Genomic DNA, 19702 nt, shown 5'->3' with positions numbered 1-19702 from the left:
AATTTTATTAAATTACTTTTTCACTAGTATATATTCAAGATAAACCGATGTATTTTCTTTATCATCGATATTTCTTTTTACTGATTTCTTTTCCTTATATATAACTTCAAATTTTGTAAAGGCTTGCTCAATTTCGTTATCCTTATAATGACAATAGATCACTTCATCATCATCTTCAATTTGTAAAAACTCCCCTTTACCAATTTCTTTTCCTATACCATAAGTATCACATTCTTCACCTAAAAAATTCACATAGCATAGTCCTCCAGGTTTTAACACTCTATAAAATTCTGATAAAGCAAGTGAGAAATCTTCTTTTTTCATATGAACAGATGTATTATAAGAATACAAAAAATTAAAAAACTCATTCTCGAAAGGTATTTTTCTCATATCACCAAATATGATGTTTAAATCTGTATTATGTTCTATGCAAAATATGTTTGCCTTTTCCAACTGTTCTTTAGATATTTCAATCCCATAGGTTTCATATCCAAATTCATAAAACAAAGAAAGAGGCGGATTAGAACCCCCAGCTCCACAGTCTAATATTATTTTTTCAGAGGAATTGTTATTACAATATTTTAAGAAATTATATAACGGAATAGCATTTATAAGATTATGCATATTTTATCAATACTCCTTATACTTCAAATTTTTTCTATTTATTTACTAATAAAAACAATCTATTATACTGTTCATGTTGATTGTAGTAAATATCCTTTTTAAGATATATATGAAAATATTTTTCCAATATACTAACCCATTTTTCTGTTTCTAAATTCCATAAATATAATCCTGTTGTTTCAAGTAATAAATCATTGCCTAAGTGTGTAATGCCCCACTTCCACATCCATAATCTACAATGCTATTTGTTCCACTACTTAACCACTTTGAAGCTTCATTTAAATCTTCTTGTCCTAAATCTGCATTTTCATATTTATTTGGTATTACTGCTTTAAATATATTGTCCCAAAATATTTTTGTGCTATTATAATTCTCCATTGATATTTTCCCCCTTCCTTTAATAGAGTTCTTCACTAGTGGATTTAGCTTACTACAAGTTATAATTATAATCTTGGATTACTCATTTCATATGAGTGTTGTTTACATTTAAATGAACATACACCACAGCAGCCAATCAGTTCTCCTGTTGTTATTTCAAATATAGGCCAATATTGAACATGAAACTCCTTACCATTACAAATTTCAATAGTCTATTTATTCTATTTTCATCTCAAATAATGCAAATGCTCCACCATTATCTAATAAGAATTTATCAACTATCTCAAATCCTAGACTCTTATAAAGATTACATAATTTCTTATTAGTCCATCCTGTATCTAATCTTAAGTATTTAATATTTCTTTTTTTACATTCTTCTATTGCAAATTTAACCATTTTGCCTGGTAGACCCAGTCCTGCATACTCTCTTCTCACGCACAGTTTATGTATATATCCAGCTTCATTTTCCTTTGAATTTGGCCAAAAGAAAGTATCACTCCATTGCAATATCATACAACATGCATTAGCTCCTGAAACTTTTCCCACACAAAATCTTCTTCCATAACATTTACCATTAATTTTTCTCTTGTAAGGTGTTCATCCTTCCATACATTTAATCCAACAGAACGTCCCCAAGAAGCAACTTCTTTCATAATATTAATTACATTATCAACTTCTCCGGTAGATACGATAAAATTCATATTTCTCCCCCTCAAATTTGTAATCTATAACTATCTTATAAATAATATTGATGTCTTAATACCACATTTTGAGAACCCACATTTTTTATACATATCCTTTGCTGTATCGAAATTGTCTGTTATTAAGTATGCTATATCAGCTCCTGCATTAAGAGATTCTTCTAGCAATTTATGCAACATAGAAGTACCATATCCTTGTTTTTGAAATTCCTCAATAATATCAAAATCCTCAATCTTTGCAATGCCATCTTTTATGAAAAGTTCACATTTACCTATAGGTTCCTTTCCGTTGTAGCATACATAAAGGTTCAAATAAGGATTCTCCTTATATACCTCCATCTTTCTTTTGCTTCTTTTTAAAGCAAACTCTTCTCCCATCGCTACCTTATTGGCTTGTACATCTGCTTTGTATCCATCATCTAGTATTTCAAAAGTATCTGCTTTTAAAACTATGCAGTCATCTTTTACTTTTAATTTGTTAAAATCTTTTGGCTCTATAGCCATAAAACAGTATTCTGTAATCTCAGGCTCTTGAATCAAGTTTTTTAACTCATCCCATTTCACACCATAATCCATCATGATATGTAAATGTTCATTATTTGACTTTTGCATTTCACCAAGCTTATTTTCAATAAAGCTTCTTAGTTCCCCCATCTCCATTGACTCTTTAAGAAAAATGAAATTATGCATGTACATATCAAGTAGCTTTTTATCTATGAAAATGATAGATTTCTTCAGTTCATCATAATCTGAAAAACATTTTATATATTTCAATTCAGTTTCCAACATTTTTTCATATAATCCTGCCTTCATAATATAAATCTCCTTAACATATCTATTTTCGAATAATTACTATATATTTTAATTAATTACAAATAATTCTTTAAGGAAATTATAACATATAATTTTAATGAAGGTCCTAAAATATATCACATTCTTCTGATAATATATTCTTCAGTTTTAAACATTTATTATCCAAGTTTTAATACTTAAATAGTAATATAAATTAATTATTGGAAAATAAAAATACCGTAAAATTCATCACTAAATTTCACAGTATTTTAGATACCCATTTATTCTTATATCAATTTTATCTATATGAAGAATATGTTTTTGTTTTGTAATTATTTAGCAATCTTAGATAATGATTTGCTTCTCTTAGAACATGATCTCCTAAGAGCGGTAAAATTATGGACTTAATCTTACAATTTAATAATCCTTCTGTTCCTTTCATCTTGAAATCTCTAATGTCTTTAGTGGCCTCTCTACTCTCCTCAGTCACAGTGGATATATGTGATAATGAAATTGTATTATCGTGCATAGTAAGTGCTTCTTCTGTCAATCTATCAAATTGCTTACCAAACATGTCAGCAACATTAAATAATTCCTCTTCTGTTGGATCCAAAAAGCCTCTAATAAATTTAGAATGTTCAGCCATAATTCTGTTCCAGAAAGCTTCTTGATCAACCATTTCCTTATTAATGTCCATCTCAACTCTTTCTTGTAACCTTCCTAACATTCTAAGATAGAACATTGCTTCTCTTAAAATATGATCCACTAAAAGGGGATAAGAACCTGTAAACATCTTGCACTTTAATACATTTACTTTTATTTTATTTTTTAACTTAGCTGTTTCATTTACTACAGGAATAATCTCTTTATTTAAATAAAATACTTCTTCTGATAAACCATCTAGAGTTTTACTATTTTGATAATCTCCTAAAGATAATTCCATTTCAGTTGTATTTGTATTGATATTAATTCCAGTGTAAAATTCTGTAGCTCTTTCTGCTTCTAGTGTATAGTTTGTAATTATTTCTCCTGTATTACCAATGTTGGGATCGATAATTCCACTAGATAATTTTATGGTTTTTCTAAGCAATCCATCTAGTTGTTCCTTTAACATATCTGCATAATGAAGGTAATTTTGAGATCTAGGCATTAATGATGCACCAACAAAAACTAGATGCTCCTTCATTATTCTTAAAATTAATGGCAGTATCTCCACTTACCTTTTCATCAGATTGCCCTTTAGACTTCATTAATTCATTAATGTATAAAGAATCTGCCATTGTTAAGCATTTCACCCTTGCCAATAATTCCTTTGATGCAGATTTTGCTAGAATACTCTTTATACACTTAGGTGGATTTTTACCATCACTAACATAAACTTTTATAATACCACCTTCAAGTATATACTCTATTTTCCTTTTACCTGGTGTTTTTATTTCAGTATTACTAGCTTTTGATTCTTCCAATAATTTTAAAAATTCTCCTTTTGAATTTTGCTTTTTATTTCTATCTTCATAATTTTTTATATAATAATTATTTAAAGTAACTTTCATTATGAATACTCTCCTTAAATTTATAAACTTAATAACTCTTTCTAAATCCCATATTCGTTCTAAAACTATTTCTTTGATAAAAGTCGTCCGCTCCATCCGTTGAAAGTAAATCTAATCTTGTATTCGGATATAAATTATGACATATATCAATTAAAGCTTTTCCTATGCCCATTCCTCTATAGCTATTATCAACTATAATTTCAGCTATATAAGTAGTAATTTCTCCATCTGTTAATGCACGAATTAATCCAACTATTATATTTCCATCTAATGCAACAAGTGTAATATTCGAATTTTTCCACGCCTTTAATGCATCTTCTGATCTTTTTAAGAATGTCATCCATCCTTCTTTTTCATATAATACTTGAATAGAAGAAAAATCTATTTCATTAAATTGTCTAATATAAATTCCTTTTGGCAATTTTACTTGTCCAATTAATTCCTCTGTTAAAATAAGTTTATTCATAAAACCCTTCCTTTGTAATATTTATAAGTTTAGCAACTTCATTGAATTATCAAAATGAATGCCAGACATATTATTTACTCTTGCAATATATTTATTAACTTCATCAATTTCACACCACATAATATCATCAACTTCATTAGAATTATTAAATGGTTTTGCCTTAACAAAGGCAATGAATCCAGCCATTATTAATTCATTTGGCTTAAAGTAATAGCTTTCTACATACTGCATTTTTTCAACTTGTTGACCTGTTTCTTCTAAAACTTCTCTTATTACTGTCTCTTCCAATGTTTCACCATTACTTACATAACCAGAAATTACTCCCCAATGAGTTTTGGAAATATAATTTTGCTTTAATAGCAATATCTGATTATTTTCGTTAATAACTAGAACTTCAACACAGCTGGCAGGACCATCAAAATATGGTTTATCACAATCTATGCAATATCTTACTAATCCTTCATCCCCAATACTTTTTTCGTCTAATTCTTTACCACATATAGGACAATAAATAAATTTCATAAAAGAATTCCCCTTTATATCTTTCTACTAACTTGTAAATCAAATTCTGGATTTGTAACATATGCTAAATATTGAACATCACCATCAAAATCTAAATAGGCTTGAAATCTTTGACGAATTGTTGGTGATGTAATCATATCAAGAACTTTATCCTTCTTTACCCAACGTGATTCTGAATTCTCATCTGAAATACATAAGTCACCATCTACAAATGTACAAATAAAATCCATCATCACCTTTGTAGGTACTGTCTTAACTCCATTATATCCTTCATGTGTGGCTGTATTTGAGGAAATAGCAAAAAGTTTTTTTACTGTAACATTAATCCCACTTTCCTCTTTTATTTCTCTTACAACTGCATCAATAACGTTTTCTCCGACTTCAACTTGACCACCAGGAAAAACCCAGCCCCCATGATGAGCTTTGACTAATAAAATCTCTTCTTTATCATTTTCAACTACTCCTGCTCCTGTAACAATATGTGTTGGCATAATCATAAATATCACTCCTTAGTCAATTACTAGCAATTACTTTACATAATAAAAATTAACTATAGCCTAGCCTTTTATTTTCCTCCATGAACTTTCTTCTAATCCATCTGCTTTTAGATACTTACAGAATCTTTCAAAGCATCCCATCATAGCAGCTATAGCCTCTTCTGTTACTTGATAGTTCTCTTCCCACCACCAATTTTTTATTATCAATGGTTCATTTCCTCGATGTATTTCAGGTTCAAATCTTGCTACAAGCTTATCTCCATATAAAACTGGTAATACATAATATCCATACTGCCTCTTTGAAACAGGTTTATATACTTCCCAACTATATTCAAAATCAAAAATATCTTTAACTAACTTTCTGTCCCAAAGAAGATTATCAAGTGGAGCCAGAAAACTTGCTTTTTTATCAATACTAGAATTAAGATTATCTAACATTGATGTATCGTCAGCCCTTATATAAAAAGTTTCATTTAGTCCTTCTACTTTTACAAGTATAAGCTCACCATCCTCTAGTAGTTCCTTTAATATTTTCTTTCTAAGATTTTTATCGGATACAAAATGACCAAGCCATCCTTCACCATTTCTCTCCCAATAAATCCCTATAATTCCTATTCTCCTTTTAAAATACCACTTATAAAAATCATTATCATTATTAAAAGGTTCCTTCATTTCCAGTAGTTCTTTTGGCAATAGGTTTTCTATCAAATCATAAACCTTTTGTGTGTTCTTCTTTTCTTTAACGCCCAAAATTCCGCTGTTCCACATATAGTCCATGGTAGCGCTGGAAAGTTTCCCATGACCCCAAACTCCACTTTTCACACGTCCAATATCCAGCTTTGAAGGCAAGGTAGCACCATTTTTCTCTATATATTCCTTTGCTACATCAACATAGTTAATTGCTTCAATTGAATTTCTATGATTCAATACTCTCTCAATCTCTTCTTTTCTTCTTAATCTCACTTTTTCAAAATAAGGCCAGTCTTTAACGGAATAGATAGCCATCATCTTATCCCAGCCATCTATGAGTTCTCTTTTATTATAAAGAAGAGTTTCTAGCATCATAGGGTTATAATTTTCAACTCTGGACTGAAGCACCAAATCAGCATTTCTCCCTACCATATTTAAAGGATCATATTGTATGCACCCTACTCTATTTATAAAATTCTTAATACCTTCTTCACCCTTAAAAGATTTTGGTGAAGATAGCCCCTGATACATCACCAGGAATTTTCTCAATTCGCCCTTTGACATGGTAATTTTTTTCATATTACTTCCTCACTAAAATTTTTATTTATTATATTTTCAATTTTAAGACTAGATTTTAAAATAAGTTCCCCTAACAAAACTTCTTATAATAATTATATTTACATGAAAATATTGAGCTTATGAGGTTTTATTTCTTTTACAGGCATTACAACTTCAACAAAACCAATTTCTTCATATCTACTATTTGGAAAAACCTCATAGTTTTCGATTACGTATTTTGTAGCCTCCACTAATGCTGATTCTTTATCTTCACTACCCAGCATAACGGCACAATGTGGTACCCATTGTCCAGTTATGTAATATTCCCAGCCACTATGATCACAAAATGCAAAGGTTTCGTGTATATTTTTGTGTAAATCAATTAATTCGTCACATACAACTGGTGCAAGATATACAGTTCTAGTATTATTAAACACCCCAATACTAGAAAGCAAAGCGGGAAATGATTTTGTATCCTTAGCTATTTCTTTTAATAGCTTGTCACATTTCTCAATATCAATATCATTAAATATAGCTATGGTAATATGAGGACGAGTCTTCCATTCTAAATATTTTTTACTAATTCCCTCTCTTGCAATTCCTTTAGCTAATTTAATAATTTTTTCCTCTGTTTCCTTATCAAAGTATAATTCTATTGCATATTTCATACTAATTCTCCTTCCATATGTAAATATAATTTATTATGAATTTGGCTATAAACAGAGTTCTTTGCTTCAGAAGGAGTTTTTACTCTCTCTGAAGGTTACTAACAGAATTATTATCATCAATTTATTTGATACTTAGAAGTCGTTGTCCTTTAGTGGAAATCTTTATCCAGGTCGTAGCCGCTCTTTACTCCCACTTTGAAGAAGATGGGAGTATTAGAGCGGGTAGTCATCGGATAAATTTCATGTTGTTCAAATATAAAATTCGCTGAAACCCTTGGTATGACAACAACTATTTAAATAGTTAAATAGTTGTATAGTTTCCTATGTAACTATTTTCATATGTAACTATTTTCATATATAAATAGTTACATATTTATTTTATTCTACTTAAAATTTAAAATAATTTCATTAACATAGTCATTCATAACTGTTCTATATTCTTCAGGTCTGTAGTCCATGGATTTTATCAAATTAATCATCTCTTGGGCTGAAATAAATTTAACATCGTCTACCTCTGACTTTTGTAAGGTTAAATCTGAAGTATCAATATCTTTACATAATACAAAAATATCAATGAAATGATTGTATTTTTCCCATAAAACTCTTTTAAGAAAAATTATATCATCTATCTTTATACCTAATTCTTCATGTATCTCTCTAATAATAGCCTCTTTACTTGTTTCTCCAGCTATAACGTGTCCCATGTGAATATCCCATCCACCAGGTAAGAACTGTTTTGATTTTGACCTTTTCTGAATTAAGAATTCTCCCTTTGAGTTATGTATATATGCATGTGCTCCTAAATCATATTGTCCTTCTAAAAGCTCTTCATCTTTTGGTGCTATTTTACCACTTCTACTACCATCTCTATTTAAAATATCAAAATACTCCATGTGTTTTCCTCCTATAAAAATGTCATTATTTTATCACCTACATAAACACTCCTTAAGCATGTTTTCATTGTAACATTTATTTTAATGCTATGTATATATTTTATATATAAGTTAATTTATTCTACAAGAAAAAGCAAAGTGGTTACTTCAAAATGGAAGTAGCCACTTTTATAATTTTTAGAATAAATATAAGATATACCTATATTAATAAATCTCCAAGAATGATGTTATCTTTCCATCAGGATGACATTCTTCAAGAAGTCCAAACTCCAGGTCATAAAATTTGCATTCTTATTCAAAACTAGAGATTAATTTTTCAGGATTTAGTATTTTTCCCTTATATTTTTCTGTTCCTTTTTCGATTTGTCTGCTATCTCCTGTTGCAAGAGCTTGTTTCCAAAATTCTTCTGGCGTAATATCTGGTTTTACTTGACAAGCTAAAGCATAAAGTCCAGCAAGATAAGGCATACACCAGCTCCATCCACCTTCCCTATAAAATACATAATCCTTCTCTCCTGTAGGGCTAGCCACCGTTTTAGAATCAATAGGAATAAGTAGTAATTCTTCTGGTTTGTCCATATTAAATTTCTCTTCATAATACTTATTAAGCTCATCAACATGCTCTATTTTTGATACCCACTTTTTCCATTCTGTAACTTTATAATTAGAAATATCATCTTTATCTGCAAGGGAATCTATATCTAATCCATGGAAATAAAGCTTATCCTCATATGTGTCAAACATATTTACTGTTATAACAAATATATTTTCTTTAATTGCTTTTTTAATTGCTTCTATAAATTCGTTATACCCCTTACTTTCAGGCTTGCATCCTGCTGATATAGATAAAACTCGTATCTTATCATCCTTTGGCAAAGATTTATTTACTTCAATAATTCTTTCAATTGCTTTTGCTGTCCAAGAAAAGTCTAGTTCCATTTCACTATTAACAAAGTTATAGTTTTCGCATGCTATAAAATACAAATCTGCTTCCGATGCAACTCCAGTATTCTTACCTGCTGCAATTGATGCCACTGCTGGAGCATGCATCTGTGCTTCTTCTGGTTCATAATGAACTTCTTCATACATCTTTACTCTATCATGATATTCCTCATGATTTACTAAAAGAGAATAATCGATAAATGCTATGTTTATCCCCTTACCAGTTATACCTCTTTCATGAAGTTTTTTTATTTCAAGACCTGGATTTTTATGAAACTCTAAAAAACTTTCAGGGTTAAACTCCTCTGGAAGTTTACCTGGCCATTTTGTTTTACTATCAAACACTGAATTTAAAAGCTTATCTTTCTCCCCAGATAAATCAAGTTTCTCAAGGTCATATCCTCTTAAATCACTACTATTTTTTCCCCACTGATCTTTGAGTTCTTCAATGTTATTTATACTCCCTCTTCCAAAATCAGCCATGTATGGAAATCTTTCAATTTTCACCTCTTCTTTAACATTATCATTAGTAGAAATTTTTTCTTTGCTGTTAACTTTATTATTGCAGGCAGTGATATTTATTACAAATACTGCTACCAACAACACTATTGCTAACTTTCTTTTCATTTAATATCCACCCTTTCATTTTTTACTTTTCTCTAACTTCAATAAATATAATTTTTAGTTATTTATATAGATGTTGTCTTTATTCTTGAATTTCACGTTCAAATATAATTTCATGATCAGTAGGTTTTCCATAAGAATTATAATAAGTAGGCAATACTTGTACTAACTTCCAACCTTCTTTAGCATATTTATCTATTATTTCATGATGATTACCTTTCGTAAAGAAACCATCTAAAGTTGCTTCAACATATTTATACTCATACACATAAACCCCTCCCTTGTAAAATAATTGTAAACATCCATTACTATCCACATTGGGTTTAGCCATTGTCCCCCCAATATTAACCTCTTCTTTAGTTAGTACAGTACCTCTGAATTTCTTAATATATAATTTAGCTTATCTTCCCATCTATCATGCATATCATAAAAATGCTCTTCTCTATTTATAAACTCGAATCCAAATTTATTAAATATACTTTGCATTCTCTTATTTGAGCCCATCGTATCAGCATATATGCATTTAAGTTTTAATGTATTAAATACATAGTCTATTGCCAATTTAACTGCTTCAGTTCCATACCCTAATCCCTTATAATCATTATTAGCAAGGGCAAGTCCAAGTTCACATCTGCTTTTTTCATAATCAATTCTTTTGAAAGATAATTCTCCAATAATCCTTCCATCCCTAAAAAAAATTCCAACCCTAGGATACCATGATTCCTTTTCTATAATAGAATTATACTTTTTATCAACCTTTTCTTTATCATAAATATAGGTATTTGGATCCATAATTGGATCTGCAACATAGAATTTATAGTGTTCATGATATTCATCTCTAGTACATGTTTTTAAATAAATCTTGTCTCCTTCAATTCTAATCATAGACTCCTCCTTAAAATAAGGTATACTCCAGTTTTCCTAGCTTTACAGTTCATGAATATTATTAGTTAACCTTTTTGACCACATAAAATATTTTATATGCCTTATCATCAATTGGAGATAATCTGAAATCTTTATACCTATTCATTATTTCAAAGCCTGAATTCAAAAGAAATGCGTCCATTTCTTCAACAGTATATGCCTTTTGAATATGTGTTTCACACTGATTATCACCAAAGTCAAAGACAGTTTTACCTATTTTACTTGCCTTATCATATTCTAATATTTGTTTGAATTCTATATTATCAAACTTTCTATCAATTATTCCAAAATGCCTTTCTTCATATAAAACTGGAGTATTAATATCAAATATAAAAATTCCGTTATCTTCTAAATGTAAAAAAACATTTTTTAAAGTTTTTTTCATGTCTGAATCCGTTACTAAATAATTTAGTGCATCAAATGCACAAGTTATAAGCTGAAATTTTTTATTCAAAGTGAAATTTACCATATCTGCAACTTCAAATTCTATTCCCGTTGTAGTCTCCTTTGCTACATTAATCATATCTTCCGAAATATCAATTCCACTAACTTCAAAATTTTCATTATACAATTTAGATGCTAGTATGCCTGTACCACAACCAACATCTAATACAGAATTAATATTTAGATTGTAAATATTAATTACATTGTAAATTAAATCTCCGTATTTAATACTCTCTTTTCCCCAACCTTTTTTATAAAACTTTGCTAATTTCTCATAAGGTTTCATTGATTATACTCCCCCTTTTTACTTCACAATATAATCTACAGATTGTTAATAAATCTATGTATTATAATTTATAAACATATGTTCTTATAGTGTTACACAAACTTTAAAAGTTCGTGAAATCTATTAATTACATAATCATATTCTTTAACTTCCCCAAAACCATATTGTGCATAAATGAAGGGTATATTAGCAATTCGTGATGCTTTTAAATCTCCATCAGTATCACCAACATATACTGAACTAATTAAGCTATTTCTTTTTATTATTAGTTTTATATTCTCACCTTTACTTAAACCTGTTCTTCCTACATTCTCATAATCTATAAAATATTTATCTAACTTATGTGATTTAAAAAAGGCTTCTATATATCCACATTGACAGTTACTAACAATAAATAATTTATATTTTCTAGATAATTCCTTTAAAGTTTCCTCTACCCTATCATATAGAATTGCACCATGTTTGCCTAAATGATTACATTCATCCTTACAGCAATGCTTAACTATTTTAAGTCTATTTTCTTCTTCTAAATATGGGAAAAACTTTAATGCAACATCCTCTATTACTAACCCCATAACACCCTTCATATCATCAAGCGTAAGTTTATTTATCACCTCATCATAGTTACCTATAGTTTTATTCCATGAATCTATAACACTAGATGTTGAGTCCCATATAGTTCCATCTAAATCAAAAATAATACTATCTATGTCCATATTTTTACACCCCATTTAACAGAATAAATGTATTTAACTCTATAAATCTAAAGCCATAATTATTTCATCTTCATCTACTTCTCCTGTATGAAGAAAGCCTAACTTTGTATAAAGATTTTTAGCAGCAATATCACCATCACAGTAACATAAAACTATTCTGCTGTATTTTGCATTATTTCTCATCAGTTCTATTGCTTTGAATACCGCTTCTTCTCCATATCCATTTCTCTGATATCTTCTATCAATCATCATTTGATCAAATACAAAGGCTTGTAATTCATCACACTCTCTATACATTAATAATCCTACTATTTCACTATCATTATATATTGCTTTAGCTTGACTTCTTTGAGATCTAAAAGCATAAGCTCTAGCCAAAATACCAACATTAGAGCATACATAATGTTGCTGTTCTTTTTCCACTTCTAGTAAGTTAACATCTCTCCAATTTTTCTCCGTAACTTCTTTTAAAAGTATCATTAAACTCCCTCCCTAGCATTCTCCAGAAACAGTAATCTTAATAAAATTATACCATATTATATCGGATTATCATCCATATATTTGTATATGTAGTAAAATTAGAAAATAAAAAAATATCGTATACTCATTTCTGAATAATCCGATATTTTATAACCTTACTATTTAATATAATACATGTTCAACTCTAAAGTACTTCCACAATTACTTTCTGCTTTATTGAATCCAACTTCTATTCCACCTAGCGCTTTAACTAACTGAATACTATTAGGATTACGACGATCTGCCTCATAAATAAAATAATCTAAATCCATATGTTCACGAAAAAAGTTAGTTAGACCAGTAATAGCTTCATATCCATATCCCTTACGTTGCTCATTCTTTCGTATCCATAAACCCACCTCAGGAGTCTTAGTATCTATCAGATGAATCTCTATACTTCCAATGAATTTATATTCCTTATCTAAAATACAACACACCAAATTTGTTCCCATTTCTTTAAGTTCTGTAAACTCATCAATAAATTTTCTTGTACTATCTAGGCTTTTAAAAGGCTCTGGATACTGGTATTTTGTTATTTCATCATTAAATTCAGTAAAATAATCATATGCAAATTCTTCTGAAATAGGCACAAGAAGTAACCTACTTGTTTCTATATTAAATCCTTTTTCATTAATAATATCCTTTATCATTCTTACCTCCGTTATATCTGAAAAACCAAATATCTTATCTAACTCATTTATCTACACTAGAGTTTTATCAACCATTATTTTTTGTTTCTTAACTATTTAGTTGAATTATGTATTATAACTGTTTCAAGTCATTAACAGTCATTCCCATTAATCTAGTACCATGGTTTTCACTATCAAAGTGAACATTACTATGTTTAGGATACATAAATTCGATCATTGCGAAGTTTGCAACATCAACTAAAAATTCTGTATTACCAGTTTCTTTATACTTTTTTAGTCTTATTTCTAGATTTTCAACTGAATTAATTAAACCCTCACCATAGTTATTTTTTATAGGACCGTATTTATGATAACTGACAAACATTCTATTTTTTCTTAGTTTATCAAATTCTTCACTATATTCTGTCTGTAATACTTGTTCTATATCATTCATAATTTCCTCCTTAAATTTACTTTATTATCTCAAAGATACACTATTTATACTACTCCTTCCATAACATGCTTATTCTTCTGTATATATGGTTTCCCATGGATATTTAGAGTAAGCCGTTTTATGCCTTTTAAAACCAATTTTTTTATAGAAATCCTCATTTCCAAAGGTAGCGGTAAGATGAATAGGTATATAGTCTTCTCCTTCCAAAAGTGTGTTCATTAAATTCTTTCCTACACCCTTTTTCTGATATTCAGGCAATACCCCCACATCAAATACTGAGCCATAACATATGCCATCTGATATCATTCTACAGGCTCCTATTAATTTTTCATTATCCCATGCTATAACAACTTTATAACTATTTTTAAATGCTGATTGAATTTTATAGTATTCATTATTTTCTATAAACCGTTTCAATAATCCAACTCTTTTATATAGGTCAAAAAGTTTATCCCACTGAATATTTTCTAATCCTACTTTATATGATATCATCTATACTTGCCCCTTCCTACTTTTCATTATTAAAATAATTATTTTATTTTAAATAAACATCACATTAAACACTAAAACTCATAATACTTTTTCCTATATGTGACCTATAAAACAAGTAAACTTAATGAAATTATACCATATTGAACTAAATTATTTTCTATATATCTTTATAGTAATTTATATTTTAAATACCATGTTATTCAACTCTCAAATAATATTATTTTAATTATACAATTTACTATATAGTTAAATCATAAAATAAAAACACCTTGTAATCATTACTGAATACTACGGTATTTTAACCAATGAATATTTATTTTTTATAGATATTTTTAAGTTTAGAATATATATATCTACTTCTTAGTAATAGGAACCCATATTTCGCAGGCATAATCATCATCATTTGTATCTCCTGGTAGATAAACTTCAAGTTCATAGTCTGCTGCTCTTTCATATCCACAGTTAGGAAGCCATTCTGCTGTTATTTTTGTCCACATGACATCAATTGGGTGCGCCTTGCCATTGAGGCTTCCTCTTGCAGTAAATACTGCCCACTTTCCTGCTGGTATAGTATAACTTTGCAAATCCGTTACAACATTTTCATCAGCTTCAGCACCAATAGCCAGTATAGTTTCTCCATTTTCTAAAGTTTTGGTGAAACCCATCTGCCACATGGGGCTGCGATAAAGTTTGTATTCACATGCTATCTTCCTATCAATATCACCATCCAAAAATTCATCCCAAATATCCCATACTTCACCTAAAGCTTCTTTCCAATCATTAGCTTCAGCATTAGCAGACTGCCTCTTTATTTGTTTAACAAGTCCAACCAATTTTATTTCTTTCTTTTCCTCAATACGATACTCCATCTCAACATCTCCTTTTATTGAAATATGAAAAGTGATGGGTGGATAGGCTTTAAGTTTTACTCCCAAAGTGCGCGCTACCTTAGGAGTTACACCATGCATTCCGACGAAAGCACGAGTAAATGCATCAGGCGAATTATATCCATACTTTATAGCAATATCAATAACTTTTTTATTGCTACTTTGTAAATCTAATCCTGCAAGGGTTAATCTTCTACGACGAATATATTCAGATAGAGATACCCCTACAACATAAGAAAAAACACGTCCAAATTGATGCATTGAGCAACAAGAAACTTTTGCTACTTCATCATACATAATATCATCAGTCAAATGATTCTCAATATAATCTATTGTTGCTGTCATTCTATCAACCCATTCCATTTTACCTTCCCCTTTCATATTTAATTGTAACAAAGGAAATATAAGACTACCCTACATTCAGAGTACAAATATGTAGGGTAGTCATCGGATAACGATTTACCCTAATGGACAACTAGTTCTAAGTATCGAAAGTACTGATACTAAGAACTCTATTTATAATTCTTTTGACATGGTTATAAATTCCATTTCTCCCTTAACTGTTTTTCCTATGAATTCATTTATAACTTTAAAATCTAAACTTTTATATAATCTTATAGCTCTTTCATTAAATTTAAGAACTGAAAGCTCTATATTTTTTAAATCGTACCTTTCCTTAGCAAATTCTAAAATAGCTTGTAAAAATTCCTTTCCCATGCCCTTGCTTGTTAAACTTGGTCTCATTTGAATTGAAAAGCTTACTTTATCCTTAAGGTAAAAAGCACAATTTCCTACTAATTCATTTTTATCATTATAAATTGCGTACACATTATCATCCGTAGGAAAACTTTTTACATAATTTATTTTTCCTTCTGAGAAGTCATTATCAAAAAATGAGTAAATTCCTTCATACTTCCATGTAAGCATATCTTCAACATCATTATTTGTTACTTTTCTAAATTCATATTTTGTAATTTTATTCATCCCTAAATCCCCCTAATTAAAATTTAACATTTTGTAAGTTTCATCGCTTATATGTAATTTGAATTTATATATATTACATATTTATACATATTGTAACATACTTTTCAATATATTTATATCTATTATCAATTCAAAGAATACTGTTCTTATTCACCTTTCTAATGTACACATTGCTATATTCTTATAATTTCGCCTTTATTCCTATAAGCGAAATTAATCCATGTGCCAAGGTTTCTCCCCAAGATAAGTAATCATGTCCTCCATTAAACCATTGCAAATCAACTTTATATCCTTTAGATATCAATGTATCTCTTAAATTTATATTGGGATGTATAATTTTATACTTAGTTTCTAAAACCCCCATATCTAGGTAAAATTTAAGATTGAGCGTATTTACTTCTTTAAAAATTTTGCTCATCCAGCAATCCTCATTAGGTACATAGTCTTCTGAATTATACCAAAAATAACCTGATTGAGAAAGGACATTTCCAAAAATTTCTGAATAGTTTAACCCTAAATAAGCTGCTGTTAATCCTCCTAGACTAAGTCCACAAATTATAGCTTTTTCTGGCATGCTAGAAATATTATAATTTTTTTTAGCCCATGGGATTACCTCCCTTGCAATGCACTTACAAAATGAATCATTACACTTTAGTTCTTTTCCTCTATTTTTTGTTGAATCAATAAATATGGCAACTATAGGTGGTATTTCTTTAGCAGCAATAAGATTATTCAAAGTTTCTATTGCAGAAAGAGTAGAGATATAATCATCACCATCAGTTAAAACCATAAATCCATAAGGTTTTTCTTTCTTATCATATCCATAAGGTGTATAAACTCTGATTCTACGCTTATCCTCTAAGTTTTTACTTTCAAACCTATGTTCCTCTATTTTTCCTTTTGGTACATCTTCTATTTTTGTTGACCAAATATCTTCAGGTGACTTAGGCATTAATACATAAGAACCCTTATCTTCTGGATTCTCTTTATCAAAACTCAATGCTCTTTTACAAAACTTATCATACTTAACTCTACTACCAAATCTTTCATTCCAATCATCATCCAATGGATCATTTGGTGAAAAGTAATATATAAATCTTAAATTATTTCTTACTTCATAAGTAATAAACCATAGATCCGTTTCCATTATTTTTTCCATTTGAAAATCTCTATAGTTATCTTTAAATCTATCTAATCCTATATCAGGTATAAACAAAATATTTTTACACTCTTTATTCCCTTCATATATAAAAGTAACTAAACTATTCTTATCATCATTTTCTATATGTTCTATTATTGGAGAACCCTTATGTTCTAGATTCTGTATAAATTCTTCTACAACCCCATGCCCATACTGTTTAATTCTTTTTTCTAATTCAATAATAACCTTACTTTTCAATAAAGATTTTTTCATATCACTCTTTACTCCCTTGCTTTCATTCACTACTTTCTAAATAAAGTGAATCCCCATTTTATAATTCATGCTGAAAATAATTAACTGCTCATTCCTATCTTTAATCCTTATCATAATCCTATACTAATTAATGCTTAAAATATATATTAAAACTATATATCATAGAGTAAATTGTATAAATTAATTTATAAACAGTAAATATTTACAATATAAAATCAGATTTAAGAAAATTATACCATATCATGCAAAATATCTATACATTTGTAATTTACATAAGTCATACTTCTAATGCATACAAACAAATTTTTACAATATGTTATACTATAGATAAAATAGTTAATTTAAACTTAAATTTCAAGATATTAATAACAAAATGAGGAGTAATTTAATTATGAATGATTTAGAAAATATACTTAATTACTATAAAAATGAATTAAAGTGGAGTCCTCCCTTTGCTGAAATACTATCTAAATATTCTCCAGATAGTTTAAATGGATATTTAGTAATGCGTGAGTCAGTCCAAAATGGGCATTTATCTAAAAAGACTAGGGAATTAATTTTTACAATATTAGATAGTTTGGATGATGAAGTAAGTGGGGCAAAAGCACATGCAGTTACTGCCATAGAAGCAGGCTTAACCATGGAAGAATTAGTAGAAGCCTTTGTCATTGTAACTATTGTTAAAGGTATTAATCCTTTATGCAAAACAGGTGTTGAAGCAATAAAAGCTGCTGAGAAAAGACTTGAAGAAATAAATTTAGCAAAAGAAAAGCAAGAATAAAATTTTTATTATATTTAACCATAAAATCATGATTACACATATGATTTCACTACCAATCTAAATAAAACAATTTAAAATACCGTATATTCATTTTAAAGAATAATACGGTATTATAATATTCATTTTCTATTTATCTTTATATACATTTGAGTAGTCTATTTTTATTAAAAATTAATCATATTAATTTATAGGAAATTGTAGCTCTGTTACATATTCATTGGGATCATCTGTTACCCATTCACCTTCATGGTATATTTCACGCACTGGTCCACAGATTGAATACTTATTTTCTGAAATCCATTTGTACATTATTTCATAGGTTTCTCCAATTGTAGCAAATGAGCCATTATGAACTATACAAGCCATTTTTTCTATCATGGGCAGTTCATATACTTTGATAGTATCACCTTCTGGGATTAATTTTGTTATAGGTTCTACAACTTCCATATCCTGTATTGAAGTATTATCTTTATGATAAAGTGTCATACACGGAATTGTACGTTTTCCTTTTACTTTATCTATATATTCATTAACTTGTGCCCATAGGCTTTCACAAAATTCATCATAAGTTTGATTACCATCCTTCACAAAACATTTTCGCAATGATGCAACTAAGATTTTTTCTACTTTTTTAATTGAAATTTCATTCATAGTAGGTATGCCTCCATTCTTTATTAAAAATATATTTGTACGAAGACGTTGAAGCCTACTTGTTTCTAGTTCTAGTGCCTTTTCAAGTAAATCTGCTTTCACTTCCAAAACCTCTATAAGCGACTCATTACTAGAATTATTATTAAAGAAATTGCTAATTTCAACAAGTGAAAATCCAGCATCCTTTAAAGCAATTATTTTATTTATGGTTATAAGTTGACTTGCATCATAGTATCTATAACCAGTAAATTTGTCTATATATATAGGTTTTAAAATCCCTACATTGTCATAATGATACAGTGTATTAATTGAAAGTCCACTCATACGCGAAAATTCACCAATCTTAAACAAACTTCACCTCAACAAATAAGCTCTACAAGTGTGCACCTTGCCATCTATTATTATTATAAACCCTTCGGTAACCCAAGAGTCAACTACTATAAAAAAGTTAGAGGTTAATCCAATTTCCTCTCTTTGCATAAATTTATATCAGCTTCTAATAAAGTAAGAATATAAATTATAAAACATATAAAGTAAATCGAATTGTGACGATAATAATAGAGTGATATCAAAAATATAATACTATATTATATTTAAAATTTATTTTATTTGA

General features: G+C 28.9%; 27 protein-coding genes. 1 reads left to right on the top strand and 26 read right to left on the bottom strand.

The window, feature by feature from the left end:
- Positions 1 to 12: 12 nt before the first annotated feature.
- The 25 genes from B2694_RS13180 to B2694_RS13060 all read right to left on the bottom strand — a co-directional run bounded on the left by B2694_RS13180 (position 13) and on the right by B2694_RS13060 (position 17687).
- Positions 13 to 624, bottom strand: a complete 612-nt coding sequence (locus B2694_RS13180) for a class I SAM-dependent methyltransferase (RefSeq protein WP_346886135.1) — start codon at positions 622 to 624, stop codon at positions 13 to 15.
- Between the two features lie 198 nt (positions 625 to 822).
- Positions 823 to 1002 carry a hypothetical protein gene (locus tag B2694_RS13175; RefSeq protein ID WP_346886134.1) on the bottom strand — a complete coding sequence of 60 codons (180 nt, stop codon included), beginning with the start codon at positions 1000 to 1002 and terminating at the stop codon, positions 823 to 825.
- A 216-nt stretch (positions 1003 to 1218) separates the two neighbouring features.
- Positions 1219 to 1548 carry a GNAT family N-acetyltransferase gene (locus B2694_RS13170; protein ID WP_346886133.1) on the bottom strand — a complete coding sequence of 110 codons (330 nt, stop codon included), beginning with the start codon at positions 1546 to 1548 and terminating at the stop codon, positions 1219 to 1221.
- A complete protein-coding gene (locus B2694_RS13165; RefSeq protein ID WP_346886132.1) occupies positions 1512 to 1703 on the bottom strand; it encodes a hypothetical protein in 192 nt (63 codons plus the stop codon). Before B2694_RS13165 ends, B2694_RS13170 begins: the two co-directional genes overlap by 37 nt.
- Positions 1704 to 1733: 30 nt before the next feature.
- Positions 1734 to 2516, bottom strand: a complete 783-nt coding sequence (locus B2694_RS13160; RefSeq protein ID WP_346886131.1) for a GNAT family N-acetyltransferase — start codon at positions 2514 to 2516, stop codon at positions 1734 to 1736.
- 277 nt (positions 2517 to 2793) lie between these two features.
- Positions 2794 to 3681 carry a DUF2935 domain-containing protein gene (locus B2694_RS13155; protein ID WP_346886130.1) on the bottom strand — a complete coding sequence of 296 codons (888 nt, stop codon included), beginning with the start codon at positions 3679 to 3681 and terminating at the stop codon, positions 2794 to 2796.
- Positions 3638 to 4048: a hypothetical protein gene (locus B2694_RS13150; RefSeq protein ID WP_346886129.1), complete on the bottom strand. Its 411-nt coding sequence runs from the start codon at positions 4046 to 4048 to the stop codon at positions 3638 to 3640. The genes B2694_RS13155 and B2694_RS13150 overlap by 44 nt, the downstream gene beginning before the upstream one ends.
- 28 nt (positions 4049 to 4076) lie before the next feature.
- Positions 4077 to 4514, bottom strand: a complete 438-nt coding sequence (locus B2694_RS13145) for a GNAT family N-acetyltransferase (protein WP_346886128.1) — start codon at positions 4512 to 4514, stop codon at positions 4077 to 4079.
- Positions 4515 to 4535: 21 nt separating this feature from the next.
- The gene (locus tag B2694_RS13140) at positions 4536 to 5036 is read right to left on the bottom strand and encodes an NAD(+) diphosphatase (RefSeq protein WP_346886127.1); all 501 of its coding nucleotides are present in this window, start codon (positions 5034 to 5036) and stop codon (positions 4536 to 4538) included.
- A 14-nt stretch (positions 5037 to 5050) separates the two neighbouring features.
- Positions 5051 to 5533: an NUDIX hydrolase gene (locus tag B2694_RS13135; RefSeq protein WP_346886126.1), complete on the bottom strand. Its 483-nt coding sequence runs from the start codon at positions 5531 to 5533 to the stop codon at positions 5051 to 5053.
- 60 nt (positions 5534 to 5593) lie between these two features.
- Positions 5594 to 6802, bottom strand: coding sequence for a DNA glycosylase AlkZ-like family protein (locus B2694_RS13130; protein WP_346886125.1), 1209 nt, complete (start codon positions 6800 to 6802; stop codon positions 5594 to 5596).
- Between the two features lie 98 nt (positions 6803 to 6900).
- Positions 6901 to 7449, bottom strand: a complete 549-nt coding sequence (locus tag B2694_RS13125) for a 2'-5' RNA ligase family protein (RefSeq protein WP_346886124.1) — start codon at positions 7447 to 7449, stop codon at positions 6901 to 6903.
- A 383-nt stretch (positions 7450 to 7832) separates the two neighbouring features.
- Positions 7833 to 8342 (bottom strand): NUDIX domain-containing protein, encoded by a 510-nt coding sequence (locus tag B2694_RS13120; protein WP_346886123.1) that lies wholly within the window; start codon positions 8340 to 8342, stop codon positions 7833 to 7835.
- A gap of 291 nt (positions 8343 to 8633) precedes the next feature.
- Positions 8634 to 9911, bottom strand: coding sequence for a S8 family serine peptidase (locus B2694_RS13115; protein ID WP_346886122.1), 1278 nt, complete (start codon positions 9909 to 9911; stop codon positions 8634 to 8636).
- A 79-nt stretch (positions 9912 to 9990) separates the two neighbouring features.
- Positions 9991 to 10239 carry a DUF4177 domain-containing protein gene (locus tag B2694_RS13110; protein WP_346886121.1) on the bottom strand — a complete coding sequence of 83 codons (249 nt, stop codon included), beginning with the start codon at positions 10237 to 10239 and terminating at the stop codon, positions 9991 to 9993.
- A gap of 29 nt (positions 10240 to 10268) precedes the next feature.
- Positions 10269 to 10793: a GNAT family N-acetyltransferase gene (locus B2694_RS13105; protein ID WP_346886120.1), complete on the bottom strand. Its 525-nt coding sequence runs from the start codon at positions 10791 to 10793 to the stop codon at positions 10269 to 10271.
- Between the two features lie 61 nt (positions 10794 to 10854).
- Positions 10855 to 11562, bottom strand: a complete 708-nt coding sequence (locus tag B2694_RS13100) for a class I SAM-dependent methyltransferase (protein ID WP_346886119.1) — start codon at positions 11560 to 11562, stop codon at positions 10855 to 10857.
- Between the two features lie 92 nt (positions 11563 to 11654).
- Positions 11655 to 12278: an HAD family hydrolase gene (locus B2694_RS13095; RefSeq protein ID WP_346886118.1), complete on the bottom strand. Its 624-nt coding sequence runs from the start codon at positions 12276 to 12278 to the stop codon at positions 11655 to 11657.
- A gap of 39 nt (positions 12279 to 12317) precedes the next feature.
- The gene (locus B2694_RS13090) at positions 12318 to 12758 is read right to left on the bottom strand and encodes a GNAT family N-acetyltransferase (protein ID WP_346886117.1); all 441 of its coding nucleotides are present in this window, start codon (positions 12756 to 12758) and stop codon (positions 12318 to 12320) included.
- A gap of 158 nt (positions 12759 to 12916) precedes the next feature.
- Positions 12917 to 13447, bottom strand: a complete 531-nt coding sequence (locus B2694_RS13085; protein WP_346886116.1) for a GNAT family N-acetyltransferase — start codon at positions 13445 to 13447, stop codon at positions 12917 to 12919.
- Between the two features lie 112 nt (positions 13448 to 13559).
- Entirely contained in the window at positions 13560 to 13880 is a 321-nt protein-coding gene (locus B2694_RS13080; protein WP_150843937.1) for a hypothetical protein, read from the bottom strand.
- Between the two features lie 69 nt (positions 13881 to 13949).
- The gene (locus tag B2694_RS13075; protein WP_346886115.1) at positions 13950 to 14372 is read right to left on the bottom strand and encodes a GNAT family N-acetyltransferase; all 423 of its coding nucleotides are present in this window, start codon (positions 14370 to 14372) and stop codon (positions 13950 to 13952) included.
- A gap of 353 nt (positions 14373 to 14725) precedes the next feature.
- Complete coding sequence (locus tag B2694_RS13070) at positions 14726 to 15622, bottom strand: AraC family transcriptional regulator (RefSeq protein WP_346886114.1); 897 nt, start codon at positions 15620 to 15622, stop codon at positions 14726 to 14728.
- 153 nt (positions 15623 to 15775) lie between these two features.
- Complete coding sequence (locus B2694_RS13065; RefSeq protein WP_346886113.1) at positions 15776 to 16243, bottom strand: GNAT family protein; 468 nt, start codon at positions 16241 to 16243, stop codon at positions 15776 to 15778.
- Between the two features lie 181 nt (positions 16244 to 16424).
- A complete protein-coding gene (locus B2694_RS13060; RefSeq protein ID WP_346886112.1) occupies positions 16425 to 17687 on the bottom strand; it encodes an alpha/beta hydrolase in 1263 nt (420 codons plus the stop codon).
- A gap of 361 nt (positions 17688 to 18048) precedes the next feature.
- Between B2694_RS13060 and B2694_RS13055 the strand changes: the two genes are divergently transcribed.
- Positions 18049 to 18438 carry a carboxymuconolactone decarboxylase family protein gene (locus tag B2694_RS13055; RefSeq protein WP_346886111.1) on the top strand — a complete coding sequence of 130 codons (390 nt, stop codon included), beginning with the start codon at positions 18049 to 18051 and terminating at the stop codon, positions 18436 to 18438.
- Between the two features lie 180 nt (positions 18439 to 18618).
- Here B2694_RS13055 and B2694_RS13050 read toward each other — a convergent pair whose 3' ends face one another.
- On the bottom strand, positions 18619 to 19440 hold the full coding sequence (locus B2694_RS13050) for a MerR family transcriptional regulator (RefSeq protein WP_346886110.1): 822 nt from the start codon (positions 19438 to 19440) through the stop codon (positions 18619 to 18621).
- Positions 19441 to 19702 lie beyond the last annotated feature (262 nt).

This window comes from Clostridium sp. UBA4395 (genome assembly GCF_002390995.1).
Taxonomy (GTDB): domain Bacteria; phylum Bacillota; class Clostridia; order Clostridiales; family Clostridiaceae; genus Clostridium_J; species Clostridium_J sulfidigenes.
This window is presented reverse-complemented; position numbering and strand designations above follow the sequence as displayed.